Source organism: Donghicola tyrosinivorans (genome assembly GCF_003003355.1).
Lineage (GTDB): Bacteria > Pseudomonadota > Alphaproteobacteria > Rhodobacterales > Rhodobacteraceae > Donghicola > Donghicola tyrosinivorans.
Map to the genome: position 1 here is coordinate 17023 of NZ_PVTQ01000027.1, position 15327 is coordinate 32349.

The 15327-nt window shown below is 60.4% G+C and carries 16 protein-coding genes; 8 read left to right on the forward strand and 8 right to left on the reverse strand.

What is annotated here, in order from left to right; genetic code table 11:
- Positions 1 to 6: 6 nt before the first annotated feature.
- From CLV74_RS20870 to CLV74_RS20880, 3 genes are all read right to left on the reverse strand, one after another.
- Entirely contained in the window at positions 7 to 1374 is a 1368-nt protein-coding gene (locus CLV74_RS20870) for a TRAP transporter large permease (protein WP_106268579.1), read from the reverse strand.
- Positions 1371 to 1898: a TRAP transporter small permease subunit gene (locus CLV74_RS20875; RefSeq protein WP_106268582.1), complete on the reverse strand. Its 528-nt coding sequence runs from the start codon at positions 1896 to 1898 to the stop codon at positions 1371 to 1373. Before CLV74_RS20875 ends, CLV74_RS20870 begins: the two co-directional genes overlap by 4 nt.
- Positions 1899 to 1959: 61 nt before the next feature.
- Positions 1960 to 2982, reverse strand: coding sequence for a TRAP transporter substrate-binding protein (locus tag CLV74_RS20880; RefSeq protein ID WP_245888643.1), 1023 nt, complete (start codon positions 2980 to 2982; stop codon positions 1960 to 1962).
- Between the two features lie 212 nt (positions 2983 to 3194).
- Between CLV74_RS20880 and CLV74_RS20885 the strand changes: the two genes are divergently transcribed.
- The 6 genes from CLV74_RS20885 (at position 3195) to CLV74_RS20910 (ending at position 10190) form a co-directional block, all read left to right on the forward strand.
- The gene (locus CLV74_RS20885) at positions 3195 to 3989 is read left to right on the forward strand and encodes an IclR family transcriptional regulator (protein WP_106268584.1); all 795 of its coding nucleotides are present in this window, start codon (positions 3195 to 3197) and stop codon (positions 3987 to 3989) included.
- A 26-nt stretch (positions 3990 to 4015) separates the two neighbouring features.
- Positions 4016 to 5185 carry an acetyl-CoA acetyltransferase gene (locus tag CLV74_RS20890; protein ID WP_106268586.1) on the forward strand — a complete coding sequence of 390 codons (1170 nt, stop codon included), beginning with the start codon at positions 4016 to 4018 and terminating at the stop codon, positions 5183 to 5185.
- Positions 5182 to 6798 carry an acyl-CoA synthetase gene (locus CLV74_RS20895; protein ID WP_106268588.1) on the forward strand — a complete coding sequence of 539 codons (1617 nt, stop codon included), beginning with the start codon at positions 5182 to 5184 and terminating at the stop codon, positions 6796 to 6798. Before CLV74_RS20890 ends, CLV74_RS20895 begins: the two co-directional genes overlap by 4 nt.
- Entirely contained in the window at positions 6795 to 7625 is an 831-nt protein-coding gene (locus tag CLV74_RS20900) for a PPC domain-containing DNA-binding protein (protein WP_106268590.1), read from the forward strand. Before CLV74_RS20895 ends, CLV74_RS20900 begins: the two co-directional genes overlap by 4 nt.
- A 532-nt stretch (positions 7626 to 8157) precedes the next feature.
- Positions 8158 to 8619 carry an NUDIX hydrolase gene (locus tag CLV74_RS20905; RefSeq protein WP_170108124.1) on the forward strand — a complete coding sequence of 154 codons (462 nt, stop codon included), beginning with the start codon at positions 8158 to 8160 and terminating at the stop codon, positions 8617 to 8619.
- 80 nt (positions 8620 to 8699) lie between these two features.
- A complete protein-coding gene (locus CLV74_RS20910) occupies positions 8700 to 10190 on the forward strand; it encodes an inorganic phosphate transporter (RefSeq protein WP_106268592.1) in 1491 nt (496 codons plus the stop codon).
- A gap of 73 nt (positions 10191 to 10263) precedes the next feature.
- Here the strand turns inward: CLV74_RS20910 and CLV74_RS20915 are convergent, their stop codons facing one another.
- A complete protein-coding gene (locus CLV74_RS20915; protein ID WP_106268594.1) occupies positions 10264 to 10665 on the reverse strand; it encodes an ester cyclase in 402 nt (133 codons plus the stop codon).
- A 181-nt stretch (positions 10666 to 10846) separates the two neighbouring features.
- Here CLV74_RS20915 and CLV74_RS20920 point away from each other — a divergent pair, with 181 nt between their 5' ends.
- Both CLV74_RS20920 and CLV74_RS22660 read left to right on the forward strand, forming a co-directional pair.
- Positions 10847 to 12172, forward strand: a complete 1326-nt coding sequence (locus CLV74_RS20920; protein ID WP_106268596.1) for an RsmB/NOP family class I SAM-dependent RNA methyltransferase — start codon at positions 10847 to 10849, stop codon at positions 12170 to 12172.
- Positions 12173 to 12270: 98 nt separating this feature from the next.
- Positions 12271 to 12531: a hypothetical protein gene (locus CLV74_RS22660; protein WP_146135000.1), complete on the forward strand. Its 261-nt coding sequence runs from the start codon at positions 12271 to 12273 to the stop codon at positions 12529 to 12531.
- Positions 12532 to 12607: 76 nt separating this feature from the next.
- On the opposite strand, the gene iolB is transcribed toward CLV74_RS22660, so the two are convergent.
- The 4 genes from iolB to CLV74_RS20940 all read right to left on the reverse strand — a co-directional run.
- Positions 12608 to 13402, reverse strand: coding sequence for a 5-deoxy-glucuronate isomerase (gene iolB / locus CLV74_RS20925; protein WP_106268600.1), 795 nt, complete (start codon positions 13400 to 13402; stop codon positions 12608 to 12610).
- A complete protein-coding gene (locus CLV74_RS20930; RefSeq protein WP_106268602.1) occupies positions 13395 to 13604 on the reverse strand; it encodes a hypothetical protein in 210 nt (69 codons plus the stop codon). Before CLV74_RS20930 ends, iolB begins: the two co-directional genes overlap by 8 nt.
- A gap of 76 nt (positions 13605 to 13680) precedes the next feature.
- Complete coding sequence (gene iolE / locus CLV74_RS20935; protein WP_106268604.1) at positions 13681 to 14580, reverse strand: myo-inosose-2 dehydratase; 900 nt, start codon at positions 14578 to 14580, stop codon at positions 13681 to 13683.
- Positions 14581 to 14673: 93 nt separating this feature from the next.
- On the reverse strand, positions 14674 to 15327 hold a 654-nt coding region (locus tag CLV74_RS20940; protein WP_245888644.1), incomplete at its 5' end, for a thiamine pyrophosphate-dependent enzyme.

Here is a 15327-nt window from a genome sequence, read left to right on the forward strand (position 1 = left end):
GCCCGCTCATTGAAACACCTGATCGGGCAGCCAGAGGGCGACGCTAGGATAGGCGATGGTGATCCCTAGCAGGATCAACTGCAGGATCACAAAGGGGATGATCCCCCGATAGATGTCATGGATCGTCAGGTGATCCGCCGCCGCGCCCTTCAGATAGAAAAGCGCAAAGCCGAAGGGTGGCGTTAAGAAGGATGTTTGCAGGTTCAAAGACACCAGAATGGCGAACCAATAGATCATTTGCCCCTGCGGTACATGCCCGCCAAGGTCCATCAGCGCGACCACAGGGGCGAAGATCGGCAGCATGATCAGGGTTATCTCGATCCAGTCAAAGAAGAAGCCCATGACAAAGATCATCCCCATCATGGCAAACAGCAGACCCCAGTCGCCAAAGGGTAAGGCGCGGGCGGTATCGACGATGAAATGCTCGCCGCCCACTTTGCGGAAGATGTAGGAGAACGCCGTCGCGCCCACGAAGATAAAGAACAGCATCCCCAGTTGCTTGACCGATCCGTCCATGCTGTCGCGCAGGACAGACATGTTCAGACGCCCCCGCACCAGACCCAGCAGCAGTGCGGCAAAGACGCCGACGCCAGAGGCCTCGGTCGGGGTGGCGATGCCACCAAGGATCGAGCCAAGAACCGCGACGATCATCACCAGCGGGGCCAGAACGGATTTCAGGGTCTCAAGCCACAGGCCATCCCGTTCATGGGGCGCGGGCTTGGGCGCTTTGGGTGCCAGATCGGGCTGTAGCGCACTGCGGATCACGATATAGGCCACGTAGAGACCTGACAGCAGCAAGCCCGGCAGCAGCGCTGCCACGAAAAGCCGCCCGAGCGAGATACTTAGCAGATCGCCCATGAACACCAGCATGACCGAGGGCGGGATCAGAATGCCCAAGGTTCCGGCCGAGGCGACAGTGCCCGCCGCAAGCCCCTTGTCATAGCCACGCTCGACCATCGTGGGGATCGCCAGCATAGCCAGCATCACCACCGATGCGCCGATAATGCCCGTGGCTGCCGCCAGAATAGTGCCCATCAGCACCACCGCCAGCGCAAGGCCCCCCGGAATAACCCGCATCAGGCGCTGCAAGGTCAGCAGCAGGTCTTCGGCGATGCGGGTTTTCTCCATGATGATGCCCATGAAGATGAACATGGGGGCGGCGACCAGCACGGCGTTTTCAATCGTGCCGGAAAAGATGCGGTTGGGCAGCAAGGTGGCCTGCGCCGCCCGCATATCACCGGTCCAAAGGGCCAGCAGGCCGAAAACCAGCGAAATGCCCATCAGCATGATCGCCACTGGCGCACCGGAAAACAGCGCGATCACCAGCGACAGGAACATAAGGCCGGGTAGTGAGGAAGAGAGAAGCTCGATCATACCAGCTCCTCGACCAGATCAGGGCGTTTCAGGGCAACGATGGCCCGTAGCATCACCGACAGCCCGCCAAAGATGGTCAGCACTGCGCCCAAGGGGATGGCGGATTTGATGATCCAGCGGTTGGACAGACCCACCCCGCCGGGGCTGCCTTCGGCGCGGGTGAAACTGCGCCATGTGAAATCGCTGCCATACCAGACCAGCAGCGCCATAAAGGGGATCAGGAACAGGGCGATGGCCAGAATTTCGATCCAGAGACGGGTGTTGCGGTTCATCCGTTGGGAAAACAGATCAATCCGCACATGGGCGTTCTCCGTGTAGGCATAGCCGAAACACAAAACGGCAATCGCCCCGTGAAGGTGCCATTCCAGCTCTTGCAGCTTGAACGAGCCGGTCGAGAAAAAGCGCCGCCCGATCACGTCGTAGAGAATTACCGCCATCAGAACCAGCAGCAGCCAGCCGCACAAACGCGCCACCAGACGGCACGGCCCCGCCAAGCGGTCAGAGACCGCAAGCCATCGTTCCATCACCCTTGATCCCTTATGGAAAAGCGGAAAAGGGGCGGCATATGCGCCGCCCGCTTAACCCTTACTTGATGTAGGCCAGATCCGCCCATTTGGCGAAGCCTTCGCGGAAGTCCGAAAGGCTGGTCCAAGCCTTGGCAAAGTTCTCATCCGCGGCGACCTGCTCGGCCACGACTTCGTCCCATGCGTTGCGGAAGGCACCCATCATCTCATCGTTCCAAGTGTGGACGGTGACGCCTGCGGCCTCTAGTTCAGCCAGCGGCTGAAGCTGCTTGGCCTCGCCCTGCGCGGCGGTATAGGCGACGTTCGCCGCACAAGCGGTCTGGATCGCGAAACGCTGCTGCTCTTCCAGACCGTCCCAGACGTCCTGATTGGCGATGAAGGTGATCAGCGAGGTCTGCTGGTGCCAGCCGGGGAAATAGTAGTGGCTGGCGTATTCATTCATGCCGACCGCCTTGTCGATCAGCGGGAACGAGACCTCTGCCGCGTCAATCGTACCAAGACGCAGACCGGTCAGCGTGTCAGCCACAGGCATGGACTGCGCTTCGGCGCCCAGTTTCTGCATGACCTGCGCGCCAAGGCCGAAGACCCGCATCTTCAGACCCTTCAGGTCGTCGGGGGTGTTGATCTCTTTGGCGAACCAGCCAGAGGCTTCGGGAACCAGAATGGCGCAAAGTTCGGTGTGGATGTTGTAGGGTTCGGTGATCTCGGCCCAGATGTCCTTGCCGCCGCCTTCATACCACCACGCGGTGTAGGCGCGGATGTCCGGCCCGAAGGGAACCGAGGTAAAGATTGCCGCCGACGGGATAATCCCCTGTGCGAAACCGGGGCTGTACCAGCCCGCGTCCACGGCACCGGTCGAGATAGCGTCCCACATCTCATTGCCGCCGACGATTGCGCCCGGCTCGTTGAACTCGATGGTCAGCGAGCCGCCGGTCAGGGTCTCGACCTGTTTGGTCAGGTTTACGCCGCTATCGCCCAAAAGGGGCAAGGACGACGGATAGACGCTTTGCATGACCAGAGTTTCCGCGTTCGCAGCACTGGCCAGCAGGGTCGCGGCAAGCGCGACCTTTCCGAAAGTCTTCATAGGTTTTCCTCCCATTAAAGCCTCTGCGCTGGACCTCCCAATCCGGCTACAAAAGCACACTATCCACAATATGGATGTTAACATGCGATCTCATGATACGAGCGGTTTTTCGATCATGTAAACAAAAAATCGAAAAAACTTGCCATGTTCGCGGCAATCGCTCAGCATAGGTTGGGAAGAGGAGAATATATGTCCATAATGTGGATATCTAAATGATCGCGCAGCAGGCAGAATCGGGCGGCGCGCAAAGCGTGGACCGCGCTTTGTCGCTGCTATCTTTGGTTGCACGGGACGGCGGGGAAGAGGTTCCGATTGCCACCCTGACCGACCTGTCTGGTCTAAGTCGTCCGACCGTGCGGCGGATGCTTTTGGCGCTGATGCGGGCCGGTCTGGTCGAGCAAAATCCCAAAACGCGCAATTACGCTTTGGGGCCGGAAAGCTATGTGGTGGGCCTAATGGCGCAGCGGCGCTTTGACCTGCTGGATTTCGCTATGGACAGCCTCAAAGATCTTGCCGCCGAAAGTGGCGACAGTAGCTTTGTTTCCATGCGGCGCGGGGCCTATTCGGTTTGCCTGCACCGCGAAGAGGGCTCTTACCCGATCCGCACCCAAGCGTTGCAAGTGGGCTATCGCCACCCTTTGGGGGTCGGCGCGGGCGCGATGGCCATTCTGGCCGCCCTGCCCGATGACGAATTGGCTCTGATGCGCGAAGAGATCACACCGCTCTTGGCCAAGGGCTATGACCGCTACACGCCTGAAATCGTGGGCGCATCCATCGCCCAATGTCGCCGTGACGGATGGGCCCTGAATCCGGGCCTCTATCTGGCGAACTCTTGGGCCATTGGCGTGGCGATCAAGGCGCCCACAGGCGACGTGCTGGGGGCGCTATCCATCGCCGCCATCGATTCCCGCATGGGTGAAGACAGACAGAAAGACTTGGCCAAGATGCTGCTGCGCGAGGCCGGAAAGATCGAATCCAAGCTTCGTCGCAAGCTTGGTTACACCTGACATCGGTTCCAAAGAGGGGGAGAACCATGACACATCCGCAGATCGTGGGCTGGTCCCACAGCAAGTTCGGCAAAGCGCCCGAAGAAACCCTGATCGAGCTGATCGCCAGCGTCGTCCCTGATGCCTTGACCCACGCGGGGGTTTCTGCCGCCGACGTGGATGGCGTCTATGTGGGCGTCTACAACAACGGCTTTTCTCCGCAGGCGTTTGAGGGGGCCTTGGTGGGCATGGCCGTGCCGGAACTGGCCCATGTGCCTGCCATGCATCTTGAAAATGCCTGCGCCACCGGATCAGCGGCGCTGTATGCGGCGATGGATTTCATTGCGGCTGGTCGGGGCAAGATCGCGTTGGTGGTAGGCGCGGAAAAAATGACCACGACCCCCACCGCTAAGGCCGGTGACATCATGCTGACCGCCTCATACCGCGCCGAGGAAGGCGGGTCCGAGAACGGTTTTGCCGGTGTCTTCGGCCAGATCGCCAGCAGCTATTTTCAGGCCAACGGGGATCACAGCCGCGAGTTGGCGATGATCTCATCCAAGAACCATGCTCATGGGATGCTGAACCCCTATGCCCATATGCACAAGGATTTCAGCGTCGAGTTCTGTAACACCGTCAGCGACAAGAACCCGCTGGTGGCGGGGCCGCTGCGGCGCACGGATTGCTCGCTGATTTCAGACGGGGCGGCGGCCTTGGTCATTGCCCATCCCGATGTGGCGGCGGATCTTGAGCGCGCGATTGCCTTCCGCGCCCGCAATCAGGTGAACGACGTGCTGGCTCTGTCGCGGCGCGATCCCACGGAATTTGCAGGCGCACGGGGCGCTTGGGCGAAGTCCTTGGAAGAGGCAGGCGTCACCTTGGACGACCTGAGCTTTGTCGAGACCCACGACTGTTTCACCATCGCCGAACTGCTGGAATATGAGGCGATGGGCCTAGCCCCGCGCGGCCAAGGGGGCCGTGTGATCCGCGAAGGCATCACCCACCGGACCGGCAAGCTGCCGGTGAACCCCTCGGGCGGGCTGAAATCGCGGGGCCATCCGCTGGGGGCGACGGGCGTTTCCCAGCATGTCATGGCAGCAATGCAACTGGCCGGTGAGGCTGGAACCATGCAGATCGATGGCGCCTCGATGGCGGGCGTCTTCAACATGGGCGGCGCTGCCGTGGCCAACTATGTCTCGATCATGGAGCGGGTGAAATGAGCGCAACCTTGAACCGTGATCCCAAACTGCCTTGGAGCACCCGCACCACCAATCTGGCCCATTTTCTGACCCGCAACGCCGCCCGTCTGGAGGATCGGCCCGCGATCATCTGGGATGACCTGACCATTACTTGGGCCGAACTGGACGCCCGCGTCAGTGCCTTGGCCGCCGCCATGAAAGACCGCTTTGGCATCAAGCATGGCGACCGCGTGCTGGTCCAGTCCCCCAACAACAACCAGATCACCGAGGTTATGCTGGCCTGCTGGCGGGTCGGCGCTGTCTGGGTGCCGTCGAACTTTCGCCAGCGCGCGGATGAGGTCGCCTATCTGGGCCAAAAGGCCGATGTGTCCTTGATGGTCTGTGAACAGGGCTTTGAAGGGCACGCAATCGCCTGCATTGAGGCCGCGCCCAAGCTGGAACAGGTGATCTGCATCGGCAGCGGTTTTGGCACAGAATATGAGGGGCTGATCGCCGATTATATGGGTCAGGATGTGCCGAATGCCGATGTGGACCGCGATGATCCATGCTGGCTGTTCTTCACCTCAGGCTCGACCGGACGGCCAAAAGCGGTGGTGCTGACCCACGGGCAGCTTGGGTTCACGACGCTTAATCACCTGAACGATCTGATGCCCGCCACCACCTCTGATGACGTGAGCCTAGTGGTCGCGCCCCTGTCCCACGGGGCGGGTATGCACCAACTGGTGCAGATCGCGGCGGGGGCGGCCAGCGTTCTGGTGCCTGCGGGCAAGTTCGATCCTGATGCGGCGTGGGAACTGGTGCAGCGTTACAAGGTGACCAACATGTTCACCGTGCCGACCATCGTCAAAATGCTGACCGAACATCCGGCGGTGGACGCCTATGACCATAGCTCTCTGCGCTATGTGATCTACGCAGGCGCACCCATGTACCGAGAGGATCAAAAGCACGCCCTGCGCAAGCTGGGGCATGTGTTGGTGCAGTATTTCGGCCTTGGCGAGGTCACTGGCGCGATCACCGTCCTGCCCCGCCATGATCACCATATCGAAGATGGCCCAGAGGCCCGCGTCGGCACCTGCGGCATCGAACGGACGGGCCTGCATGTCACCATTCAGGATGACGACGGCAATATCCTTGGCCCCAATGAAACCGGCGAGATTTGCGTGGCCGGTCCCGCCGTGTGCGCGGGTTATTACATGGATGACGGCGCGAACGGGAAAGCCTTTCGCAACGGCTGGTTCCGCACTGGCGATCTGGGGCATCTGGATGCGCAGCGGTATCTCTACATCACGGGTCGGGCCTCGGACATGTATATCTCGGGCGGCTCGAATGTTTACCCGCGCGAGATTGAAGAGCTGCTGCTGACCCATCCCGCTATCTCTGAGGTCGCCATTCTTGGCTGTCCGCACCGCACATGGGGCGAGGTTGGACTGGCTGTCTGCGTGTTGGAAGCAGGCCATGCGGTGGATGAGGGCGATCTGAACGCGCTGCTGGCGGCGAAGCTGGCCAAATACAAGCTGCCAAGCCAGTACATCTACCTGACCGAGATGCCCAAGACCGGCTACGGCAAGATCACCAAGAAACTGGTCCGCGAAGAGCTTGAAGCCCGTGGCCTTTGGCCTGGTGAGTTGTCATGACCGGACGGGATGTGATCCGTCACCCAGGCCCTGCCGCCATCGCGCCCTATAGCGTGGCGCGGGGCACGGCGCGGCGGGTGCAGGTGACGCTGCCGAAAGGCGCAGTACTGATGCAGGCGGTTGGCGAAGCGATGGATGCGGCTGGTTGTGACAGCGGGATTATGGTGTTTGACGGGCTGGCCCTTGGGGCCTTTGATTTCGTCATGCCCGGCCCGTCGAATGATGGCGTTCATGCCGCATGGTATAGCGCCACCCACAGCCGCGCCTCTGGAACCATCACCGATGGCACTGCGATTATTGGCAAAAGGGATGGCGCGTGGTGGCTGCATTGTCATGCGGTCTGGACCTCTGAAAACGGACGAGAGATCGGCCACCTGCTGCCTGATGCTGTGACGCTGGCCGCTGACTGCACCGTGACCTTGGTGGCCTTTGACGGAGGCGCGTTTGACGTGTCGATGAACGAAGAGACCCTGTTCCCGATCTTTCACCCCACCGGCGGGACAAAGACCGGCAACGCGGTGATTGCCAAGCTGAACCCCCATGTGGACGCCCATGACGCGATCACGCGCATCATCCACCAAACCGGCTTTGGCCGCGCCACGGTCTACGGCATCGGCAGTCTGATCGGCGCGCATTTCGCGGATGCGCCATCTATGGCCTCGCCCATCTCTGAGGTGCTAATCGCCCCGCAGGCCACTTGGGATGGGGCGCTGACCCTACCGATGATCTGTGTTGATCCCGCAGGCCAGCAGTTCGCGGGGGAACTGACGCCCGGGACCTCGCCCGTCTGCGTCACGTTTGAATTGTTGGTGATGGAAGAGACCTGAAACGCCCGATCGGCGAAGAAAAAAGGCGACGCACAAGGGAGGAGAAGATGTGCGCCGCCTGAAATGTCAGATGGCATCAGGGAGGAGGAGAGACACCATCTATGCACTCAGGATGACGTGTCCCCGTTCCCCGGGCAACACAACTTGCTGCAACGCAGCGATAACATGCGTGATAATCTGGGTTTTTGCCTGACATTTAGGCAATTCGGCGCACTTAGGTCGCTGCGGTGTGATCTGCTTGATTCTTTTGCGAGCAAACGAAAACGACATCCGATTGATTTTGAAGCAAAATCTTGCAACGCCATCAGATGGCTTTGCAAAACCTCAACCTCGATTCTTGCGATGAGGAAACAGGCAAGGTTCCTGTGTTGGAGGCTCAGTTCGCCTCAGCCACACCAGCTAAAGTGAATCTAGCGCCTGCCGTTTCACCACAGGGCAGAGGAAATCCCGCCCCATGCTGCGCCAAAACCTTGCCTGAGACTAACCTTTGGCGATAGCATCAGGCATTCCGCCAATAAATAAAGGGGCATCTGTGAAGCCATCCTTCAACGAATTCGTCCAAAACTATATCCGCCCTCTGGTGCAACGACCCGAGGCATTGCAGACCGCTGCCCTGTGCTACCGCTACACCAAAACCGGAGCAAAGCAGGTTCTGCTGATCACCAGCCGCGGCACAGGCCGCTGGGTCATCCCCAAAGGCTGGACCATGCGCGGCATGGACGCCGCCGGTGCCGCCTTAGTTGAGGCATGGGAAGAAGCGGGCGTACGCCCTGCCGCCACCCCCATTGCGCCGATCGGACATTTTCTTTACCGAAAGATCAAATCCAGCGGCCTGCCCGTCCGCGTCAAGGTGCTGGTCTACCCTGTTGAGGTCGCCACCCTCAAAGACGAATTTCCCGAGGCAAATCAACGCACACGCCGTTGGGTTAGCCCTGACGAGGCCGCATCGATGGTCGCCGAACCGGGCCTGCAATCGATATTTCGGCAAATGTGACAGACAAATATGACGTTCACAAAAACGTTGTAAAACTGTTACAATTGAATTAGCGCCCCTCCCAACGTCAGGAGGGCAATATGTCTAACAACAATATCGACCCAAGCCATCTGGAAACGCTGGATCGCGATCTGGGGCGTCTTTCCACGCTGGAACAAGCCACCTCTTATGTCGCCCGTCCGATGATCGGTCTGGGGATCGGCCTGATCTTTGTGGTCTTTGCGGCCATTCTGGCGGCAATGGTCTTTGGTCATGCCAACAACACGCTGGTCGTCGTAATCGCCGCCGCCTTCGGCGCATATATGGCGCTGAACATCGGTGCGAACGACGTGGCCAACAACATGGGCCCCGCCGTGGGCGCGAATGCACTGACCATGGGCGGGGCGATTGCCATCGCGGTGGTCTTTGAAAGCGCGGGCGCGTTGATTGCGGGCGGCGATGTGGTCTCGACCATCGCGAAAGGCATTATTGCCCCTGAAAGCATGGGCACCTCTGGCGCATTCATCACAGCGATGATGGCGGCGCTTTTGGCCTCGGCCCTTTGGGTGAACCTTGCCACTTGGATCGGCGCACCGGTGTCGACCACCCACTCGGTCGTGGGCGGCGTCATGGGTGCTGGCATCGCGGCTGCGGGCTTTTCGGCGGTCAGCTGGGACAAAATGGGCGCGATTGCGGCCAGCTGGGTGATCTCGCCCTTGTTGGGTGGTTTGATCGCAGCCCTGTTCTTGTGGTTCATCAAAAGCGCCATCATCTATAAAGAAGACAAGATCGCTGCGGCCCGTCGCTGGGTGCCCGTTCTGGTCGGCATCATGGGCGGTGCCTTCGCCACCTATATCGCCGTCAAAGGTATCAAAAAGCTGATCAAGATCAGCATGGGCGATGCGGTTCTGATCGGTATCGGCGCAGCTATCCTGATCTGGCTGGTGATGATCCCAATCGTCCGCAAGCAGTCCGAAGGGCTGGAAAACCGCAACAAGTCGCTGAAGGTCCTGTTCGGCATTCCGCTGATCGTCTCGGCCGCGCTGCTTAGCTTTGCCCACGGGGCGAACGATGTGGCGAACGCTGTGGGTCCGCTGGCGGCGATCGTGCAAGCCTCGACCACCGGTGATTTCACCCATTCGTTCGGCATCCCTCACTGGGTGATGATCATCGGCGCGCTGGGGATCTCGTTCGGTCTGTTCCTCTTCGGCCCCAAGCTGATCAAGATGGTCGGTAACCAGATCACCAAGCTGAACCCGATGCGTGCCTACTGTGTGGCTCTGTCGGCGGCGATTACTGTGATCGTGGCCAGCTGGCTGGGTCTGCCCGTTAGCTCGACCCACATTGCGGTGGGCGGCGTCTTTGGCGTGGGCTTTTTCCGTGAATGGGACACCGAGCGCCGTATGCGCAAAGCCATGGCCACCGTGCCTGGTGCTTCGCGGGTGGCCCCTGAAGAGCGTCGCCGCCGTAAGCTGGTCCGCCGCTCGCACTTTATGACCATCGTGGCCGCTTGGCTGATCACCGTACCCGCAGCCGCGCTGCTGTCGGCGGGGCTCTTCGCTGTGATCCGCGGTGTTATGGGCACCTCGTAACCCACGCGACTTACTGTCTAAGGGCCGCCCCGCAACGGGCGGCCCTTTTGCTTTTGGGTAATGCGTTTGGCCCTTAGCCCTCGCCCGTGCAGACCTGCGCAGCGATAGCGGCTTTGTCGATCACCGACGTGACGGTCTGGATTTTGCCGTCTGCAAATTCGTAAAAGACGTTCTCGGTAAACTGCACCCGCTTGCCGTTGACCGGCAGATCGAACAGATCGCCGACGGGCGTGCAGTCAAAGGTCAGATGCGCCGCTATCCAAGGCGGATCGCAGATCAGGCGACCGATATTGAAAGTCAAATCAGGGATCGCTTGGAAGTCCCCGATCAGCATTTTCCGATACCCCTCAAGCCCGATCAAAGTGCCGTTGTAGGACGCCGTCTCCGAGACATACTGGTGCAGGTTCTGCCAGTCCTGCCCGTTAAGGCAGGCAATATAGCCGGTATAGGCGGCAATGATCTGGTCGCGGGTCATGGGCGTCCTTTCGGCTGGATGGCCAGTTGTATCACGGAACATCGCGGGACAGCACGCCCGCCCTTGCGCCGGTTCCTGCAAAATGCCGGTTTCCAAAAGCGGGTGCGCCCAGTAAACACGCGCTGATGGCTCTGCCTTTGCGCAGAACCCGTTTGTTTTGCCCCAATATGATCGTCCGACCATGACCCCTGCTGCCCGCTTGCAAGCCACTTTGATCCTCGCAGAAGAGATCGACACCGTCGCCCGTCCTGCGGATGCGGTGATCTCGGGGTTCTTTCGCGGTAAAAAGGCCTTTGATGATGAGGATCGCGGGGCCATTCTGGACTTGGTGAATGATCTGCTGCGCCATCAGGCGCGGTTGGATTGGTGGTTGGCCAAACACGGTCGCAAGACCACGCCGCGCAACCGTCTGCTGGCATGGCTGACCGTGGGTGCCCGTAAGCCCGCTGACCAGATCAAACGCCTGTTTAATGGCGGTAAATTCGCCCCCGAGGCCCTGGCCGATCAGGAATACACCCTGCTGATCAAGCTGAAAGGCAGCACGATCCAGCACCCCTCCATGCCAGAGGATGTGCAGGTCGAATGCCCCGAGTGGGCCGCTGGCCCCTTGCGCGACCGATTCGGTGCAGATTTCGGGACCGAGATGGCCGCCCTGCTGACGCCCCCTGCACTGGATGTGCGGGTTAACACGGTCAAGACCACCCCGAAAGAGGTCCTGCACGAGTTGACCGCACTGGGGCTTGAGGCAGACCCCCTGCCCCGGGCAGCCAATGGTATCCGCATCAGCCAGCGCATGGCCCTGTCCCGCCTGCCTGCCCTGAAGCGCGGAGAGATCGAGATTCAGGACGAAGGCTCGCAACTGGTGGCGATGTTGGTTGATGCCCAACCGGGCGAGCGGGTGGTGGACTTTTGCGCCGGTGCCGGCGGCAAGACCTTGGCCATCGCGACCCAGATGAACAACAAGGGCCATATCGTGGCCTGTGATGTGAACGAAGGCCGCCTGAAGCGCTGCGCCGAGCGGATGCGCAAGGCCGGTCTGCACAATGGCGAGACACGTCTTCTGGCCAGTGAGACAGACCGCTGGGTCAAACGTCGCAAAGGCGGCTATGATCGCGTCTTGGTCGATGCGCCCTGTAGCGGCACAGGCACTTGGCGCCGCAACCCCGACGCCCGCTGGCGCGCGCCTGAGGAAAAGGGTCTGGAGGCGCTGGTGGCGCTGCAAGCCCGCATTCTGGCTAGCGCCGCGCGGCTGGTCAAACCGGGTGGACGGCTGGTTTATGCGACGTGCTCGTTGCTGACAGAAGAGAATGAGGCCCAAGTGGCCGGTTTTCTGGCCGCCAATCCTGCGTTTCGGGTTGTTCCTTTGCCCGAGGTCGCGCCGCAAATCACAGACTCGGCCCATCCGGAGTTCCTGTCTCTGACCCCCGCCCGTCACGACACTGACGGCTTTTTCGCCGCAGTTTTGCGACGGGATGATGGCGTGGTGACGGCTGAGACCCCTGCCTGATCAGACTTCTTCGCCCTAAGTTATATTGACGCGAACGCCCCTGTTGTCGGGGGCGCAAAGCGGGGCTCTGCCCCGCACCCCGAGGTATTTTTGCCAAGATGAAAGCAGCATTGGCTTTGGTTTTAAAGGGTGGGGAAATAAAAAAGGCGACACACAAGGGAGGAGGAGATGTGTGCCGCCTGAATTTTCCAGATAACGTCAGGGAGGAGGAGAGACGCTATCTACTCCATCAATATGACGCTGCCTTTTGTTGCCAACAACGGTTAATGCTGCAATGCGGCTATGCGCATGCGGCAACCCTTCTGTTTGTGGAGCTTCCCGCGACTGCGCGTATTTTACTGGCAACGGGGCCGCAGTGAGGTGATTGCTGTTTGATGTGAAAAGCCCCGTCAACTCCATCGGGAGGCGGGGCTATGTTTGCATTTGGGGGACTGTTTAGAATAGGTGCTCCACCTCAGGCGCGGGAACAAAGCGCCACTTGCGCAGGGGCCCGGCCATGACGTTCAGGTAGTACATCTCGAACCCATAGGGCGCGCCGCAGGGGTGGTGACCGCGGGGAACGCAGACCACATCACCGTCCTTAACGGCCATCGTCTCATCCAGCTGACCATCGTCGGTGTAAACCCGTTGGATGCCAAAGCCATCGGCGGGGTTCAGACGATGGTAATAGGTCTCTTCCAGATAGGTGATGCGCGGGAAGTCATCTTCGTCATGACGATGGCTGGGGAAGGACGACCAGTGCCCTGCAGGGGTGAACACCTCAGTCACCAAGAGACTGTCGCAATAGTCCTCATTTTCCATCGCGATGTTATTGATAAAGCGGGTGTTCACCCCTTCACCGCGCTGGGTCAGGGTGATGCCGTCCGGCCCGATCCGCCGCGCCGCGTGACCGCCCATGCCGGGGGCCGAGCAGACCGCAATGGTGCAATCGGTGGTCGCCTCAGCGGTCCAATCCTGTCCGTTCGGCACATAGAGGCAATGGGGCGGGGTCTTTTCGAAGACGCTCATCCGCTCGCCCAAAACACCCCAGTCCTGACCGGCTGCGTTGAAGCTGGCCTTTCCTTCGACCATCACCAGAATGACCTCACGATCACCTGTCGCCTCGGCCACGGTCTCACCCGCCCGAAGACGGTAAAGCGAGAACCCCACATAGCGCCAACCGGCGCTTTCCGGTGTGATCTGATGCACCTTGCCGTGGGTGCCAAAGGGTTTCTTCAATAGGTCAGCCATCGTCCTTTTCCTTGTCCGCAATCGCGGCGCGATATCCGGGCCCCAGCAACTTGAACGCCGCATAGACCCCCGCCGCACCAAACATCAGCGCCCATCCGGGAGAGCCGCTCAGCACCTCCACCAGCGCCCATCCAAGGCACAGTCCCACAATCACGATACGCCGCCACAAAGGCGCAAAGAACGGATCACTCGGATCGATCATCCTGTCTTCCCTCTGGTTGTCCCGCGTGCAGACTGCGCTGGCGCGATCCTGTTTGCAACCGGACCGCGCCGCTTCTTCAAATCAAGCCGACCTCGCCAGCGATACGCTTCAGCGTGTGCAGGCCAAGGGTCTGATACAGCAGCGGATTGCGTACCTCGGGGTCCTGCTCGGCCTCGATGACGATCCAGCCGTCGTAGTCCGCGTCCTTCAGGATCTGCAGCAGCGGGGTAAAATCCACTGCCCCCTCCTGATCTCCGGGCACGGTAAAGGCCCCTGCCAACACACCTTGCAAGAATGACAGCCCCTCGGTCCGTACGCGGGCGGTCACATCGGGACGGATGTTCTTGGCGTGGAAATGCGCAACACGGCCCACATGCTTGCGCAGCACCGCCTCAGGATCTCCTCCCCCAAAGGTGCAATGGCCTGCGTCAAACAACAGATGGGTCGCAGGGCCCGTCGCCGCCAAGAAGGCATCAATCTCTTCGGGGCTCTCGACGACAGTGCCCATGTGGTGATGGTAGGCCAATGTCACCCCTTCACCTGCCAGATAGGCGCCGAACGCCTCTATCTTTGCACCAAAGACAGCCATTTCTTCGGCACTCAGACGCGGACGGTCATTCACCGGCACATCAGGGCTGCCATGCACCGTGTTCGAGCATTCACATACGATACAAACCTTGCACCCATTGTGCTTCAGCTTCGCCAGATGACCCTGCACCGCCTCAATCTCTTCCTCGACCGAGCGCACCAGCAACTCGGTTGAATACCAGCCCGACACGAACACCAGCCCATATCCGGCGAGCAAAGACCGCAACGCCTCGGGATCATCCTGCGGCCAACGATGGCCATTCTCGATCCCGTCAAACCCGATCAAGCGACCGGCCTCCGCTAAAATACGCTCGGTCGGAATATCCTTGCCGATCGTCTGGTCGTCATCATTGGCCCATGCAATGGGATTGGTTCCAAATCTGATCATCTCGATGTCTTTCTTCTCTGAAAGCCCCCCTTCATTTTGGGGGTCAATACCTCGGGGTGCGGGGCAGAGCCCCGCCTGTCCTGCTGTTTCGTGTCAGTTCATGCCGGTCTGACGGGTGATCTGGGTGATGTAGTCGGCATAGCGGGCGCGCTGCTTCTCGCGGGCGCTGACCTGCGGCACCGCCACATCCCAGAAGAACCCGTGACTGCCCGCCGTCGTCTGCAGACCTGTGCCGGGGAAGTCCTTGGCGATCGTCTCGATCACGATCACCGTCGGGATGTTCCGCTCGCGGGCGGCCACAATCTCGGCCTCCAGCGCGTCGGTGCCGCTGGCCTTCACCGCATAGGCACCCATCGATGCGGCATGGGCCACATAGTCGATCTCGGGCTGCACCTCGACGTTGCAATCCACATACATGTTGTTGAAGGGCTCACCGCCACAGCCCATGGTCTGCAGCCGGTTAATGCAGCCGTAGCCACGGTTATCCGTCAGCACCACGGTGAAGGGAATGCGCCGCATCACCGCCGTCGCCAGCTCGGCGTTGGCCATCATGTAGCTGCCATCGCCCACAAAGCAGATCACCTCGCGCTCGGGACAAGCCAGCTTCAGGCCCATGGCCCCCGCCACCTCATAGCCCATGCAAGAATAGCCGTATTCCATGTGGTACCCGCCCTGAGAGGGCTGCCACAGCAGCTTCAGCGCCCCCGGCATGGTGCCCGCCGCACACATGGCAATCGCGCTCTCGCC

What these genes read in the sequence shown, in the direction of transcription:
- iolB (WP_106268600.1), bottom strand. Translation starts at nt 13,402, where the DNA reads ATGGCTGACCTATTGAAGAAACCCTTTGGCACCCACGGCAAGGTGCAT.
- CLV74_RS22660 (WP_146135000.1), top strand. Translation starts at nt 12,271, where the DNA reads ATGAAAGCAGCATTGGCTTTGGTTTTAAAGGGTGGGGAAATAAAAAAG.
- CLV74_RS20920 (WP_106268596.1), top strand. Translation starts at nt 10,847, where the DNA reads ATGACCCCTGCTGCCCGCTTGCAAGCCACTTTGATCCTCGCAGAAGAG.
- CLV74_RS20900 (WP_106268590.1), top strand. Translation starts at nt 6,795, where the DNA reads ATGACCGGACGGGATGTGATCCGTCACCCAGGCCCTGCCGCCATCGCG.
- CLV74_RS20885 (WP_106268584.1), top strand. Translation starts at nt 3,195, where the DNA reads ATGATCGCGCAGCAGGCAGAATCGGGCGGCGCGCAAAGCGTGGACCGC.
- CLV74_RS20910 (WP_106268592.1), top strand. Translation starts at nt 8,700, where the DNA reads ATGTCTAACAACAATATCGACCCAAGCCATCTGGAAACGCTGGATCGC.
- iolE (WP_106268604.1), bottom strand. Translation starts at nt 14,580, where the DNA reads ATGATCAGATTTGGAACCAATCCCATTGCATGGGCCAATGATGACGAC.
- CLV74_RS20895 (WP_106268588.1), top strand. Translation starts at nt 5,182, where the DNA reads ATGAGCGCAACCTTGAACCGTGATCCCAAACTGCCTTGGAGCACCCGC.
- CLV74_RS20930 (WP_106268602.1), bottom strand. Translation starts at nt 13,604, where the DNA reads ATGATCGATCCGAGTGATCCGTTCTTTGCGCCTTTGTGGCGGCGTATC.
- CLV74_RS20915 (WP_106268594.1), bottom strand. Translation starts at nt 10,665, where the DNA reads ATGACCCGCGACCAGATCATTGCCGCCTATACCGGCTATATTGCCTGC.
- CLV74_RS20880 (WP_245888643.1), bottom strand. Translation starts at nt 2,982, where the DNA reads ATGAAGACTTTCGGAAAGGTCGCGCTTGCCGCGACCCTGCTGGCCAGT.
- CLV74_RS20890 (WP_106268586.1), top strand. Translation starts at nt 4,016, where the DNA reads ATGACACATCCGCAGATCGTGGGCTGGTCCCACAGCAAGTTCGGCAAA.
- CLV74_RS20875 (WP_106268582.1), bottom strand. Translation starts at nt 1,898, where the DNA reads ATGGAACGATGGCTTGCGGTCTCTGACCGCTTGGCGGGGCCGTGCCGT.
- CLV74_RS20870 (WP_106268579.1), bottom strand. Translation starts at nt 1,374, where the DNA reads ATGATCGAGCTTCTCTCTTCCTCACTACCCGGCCTTATGTTCCTGTCG.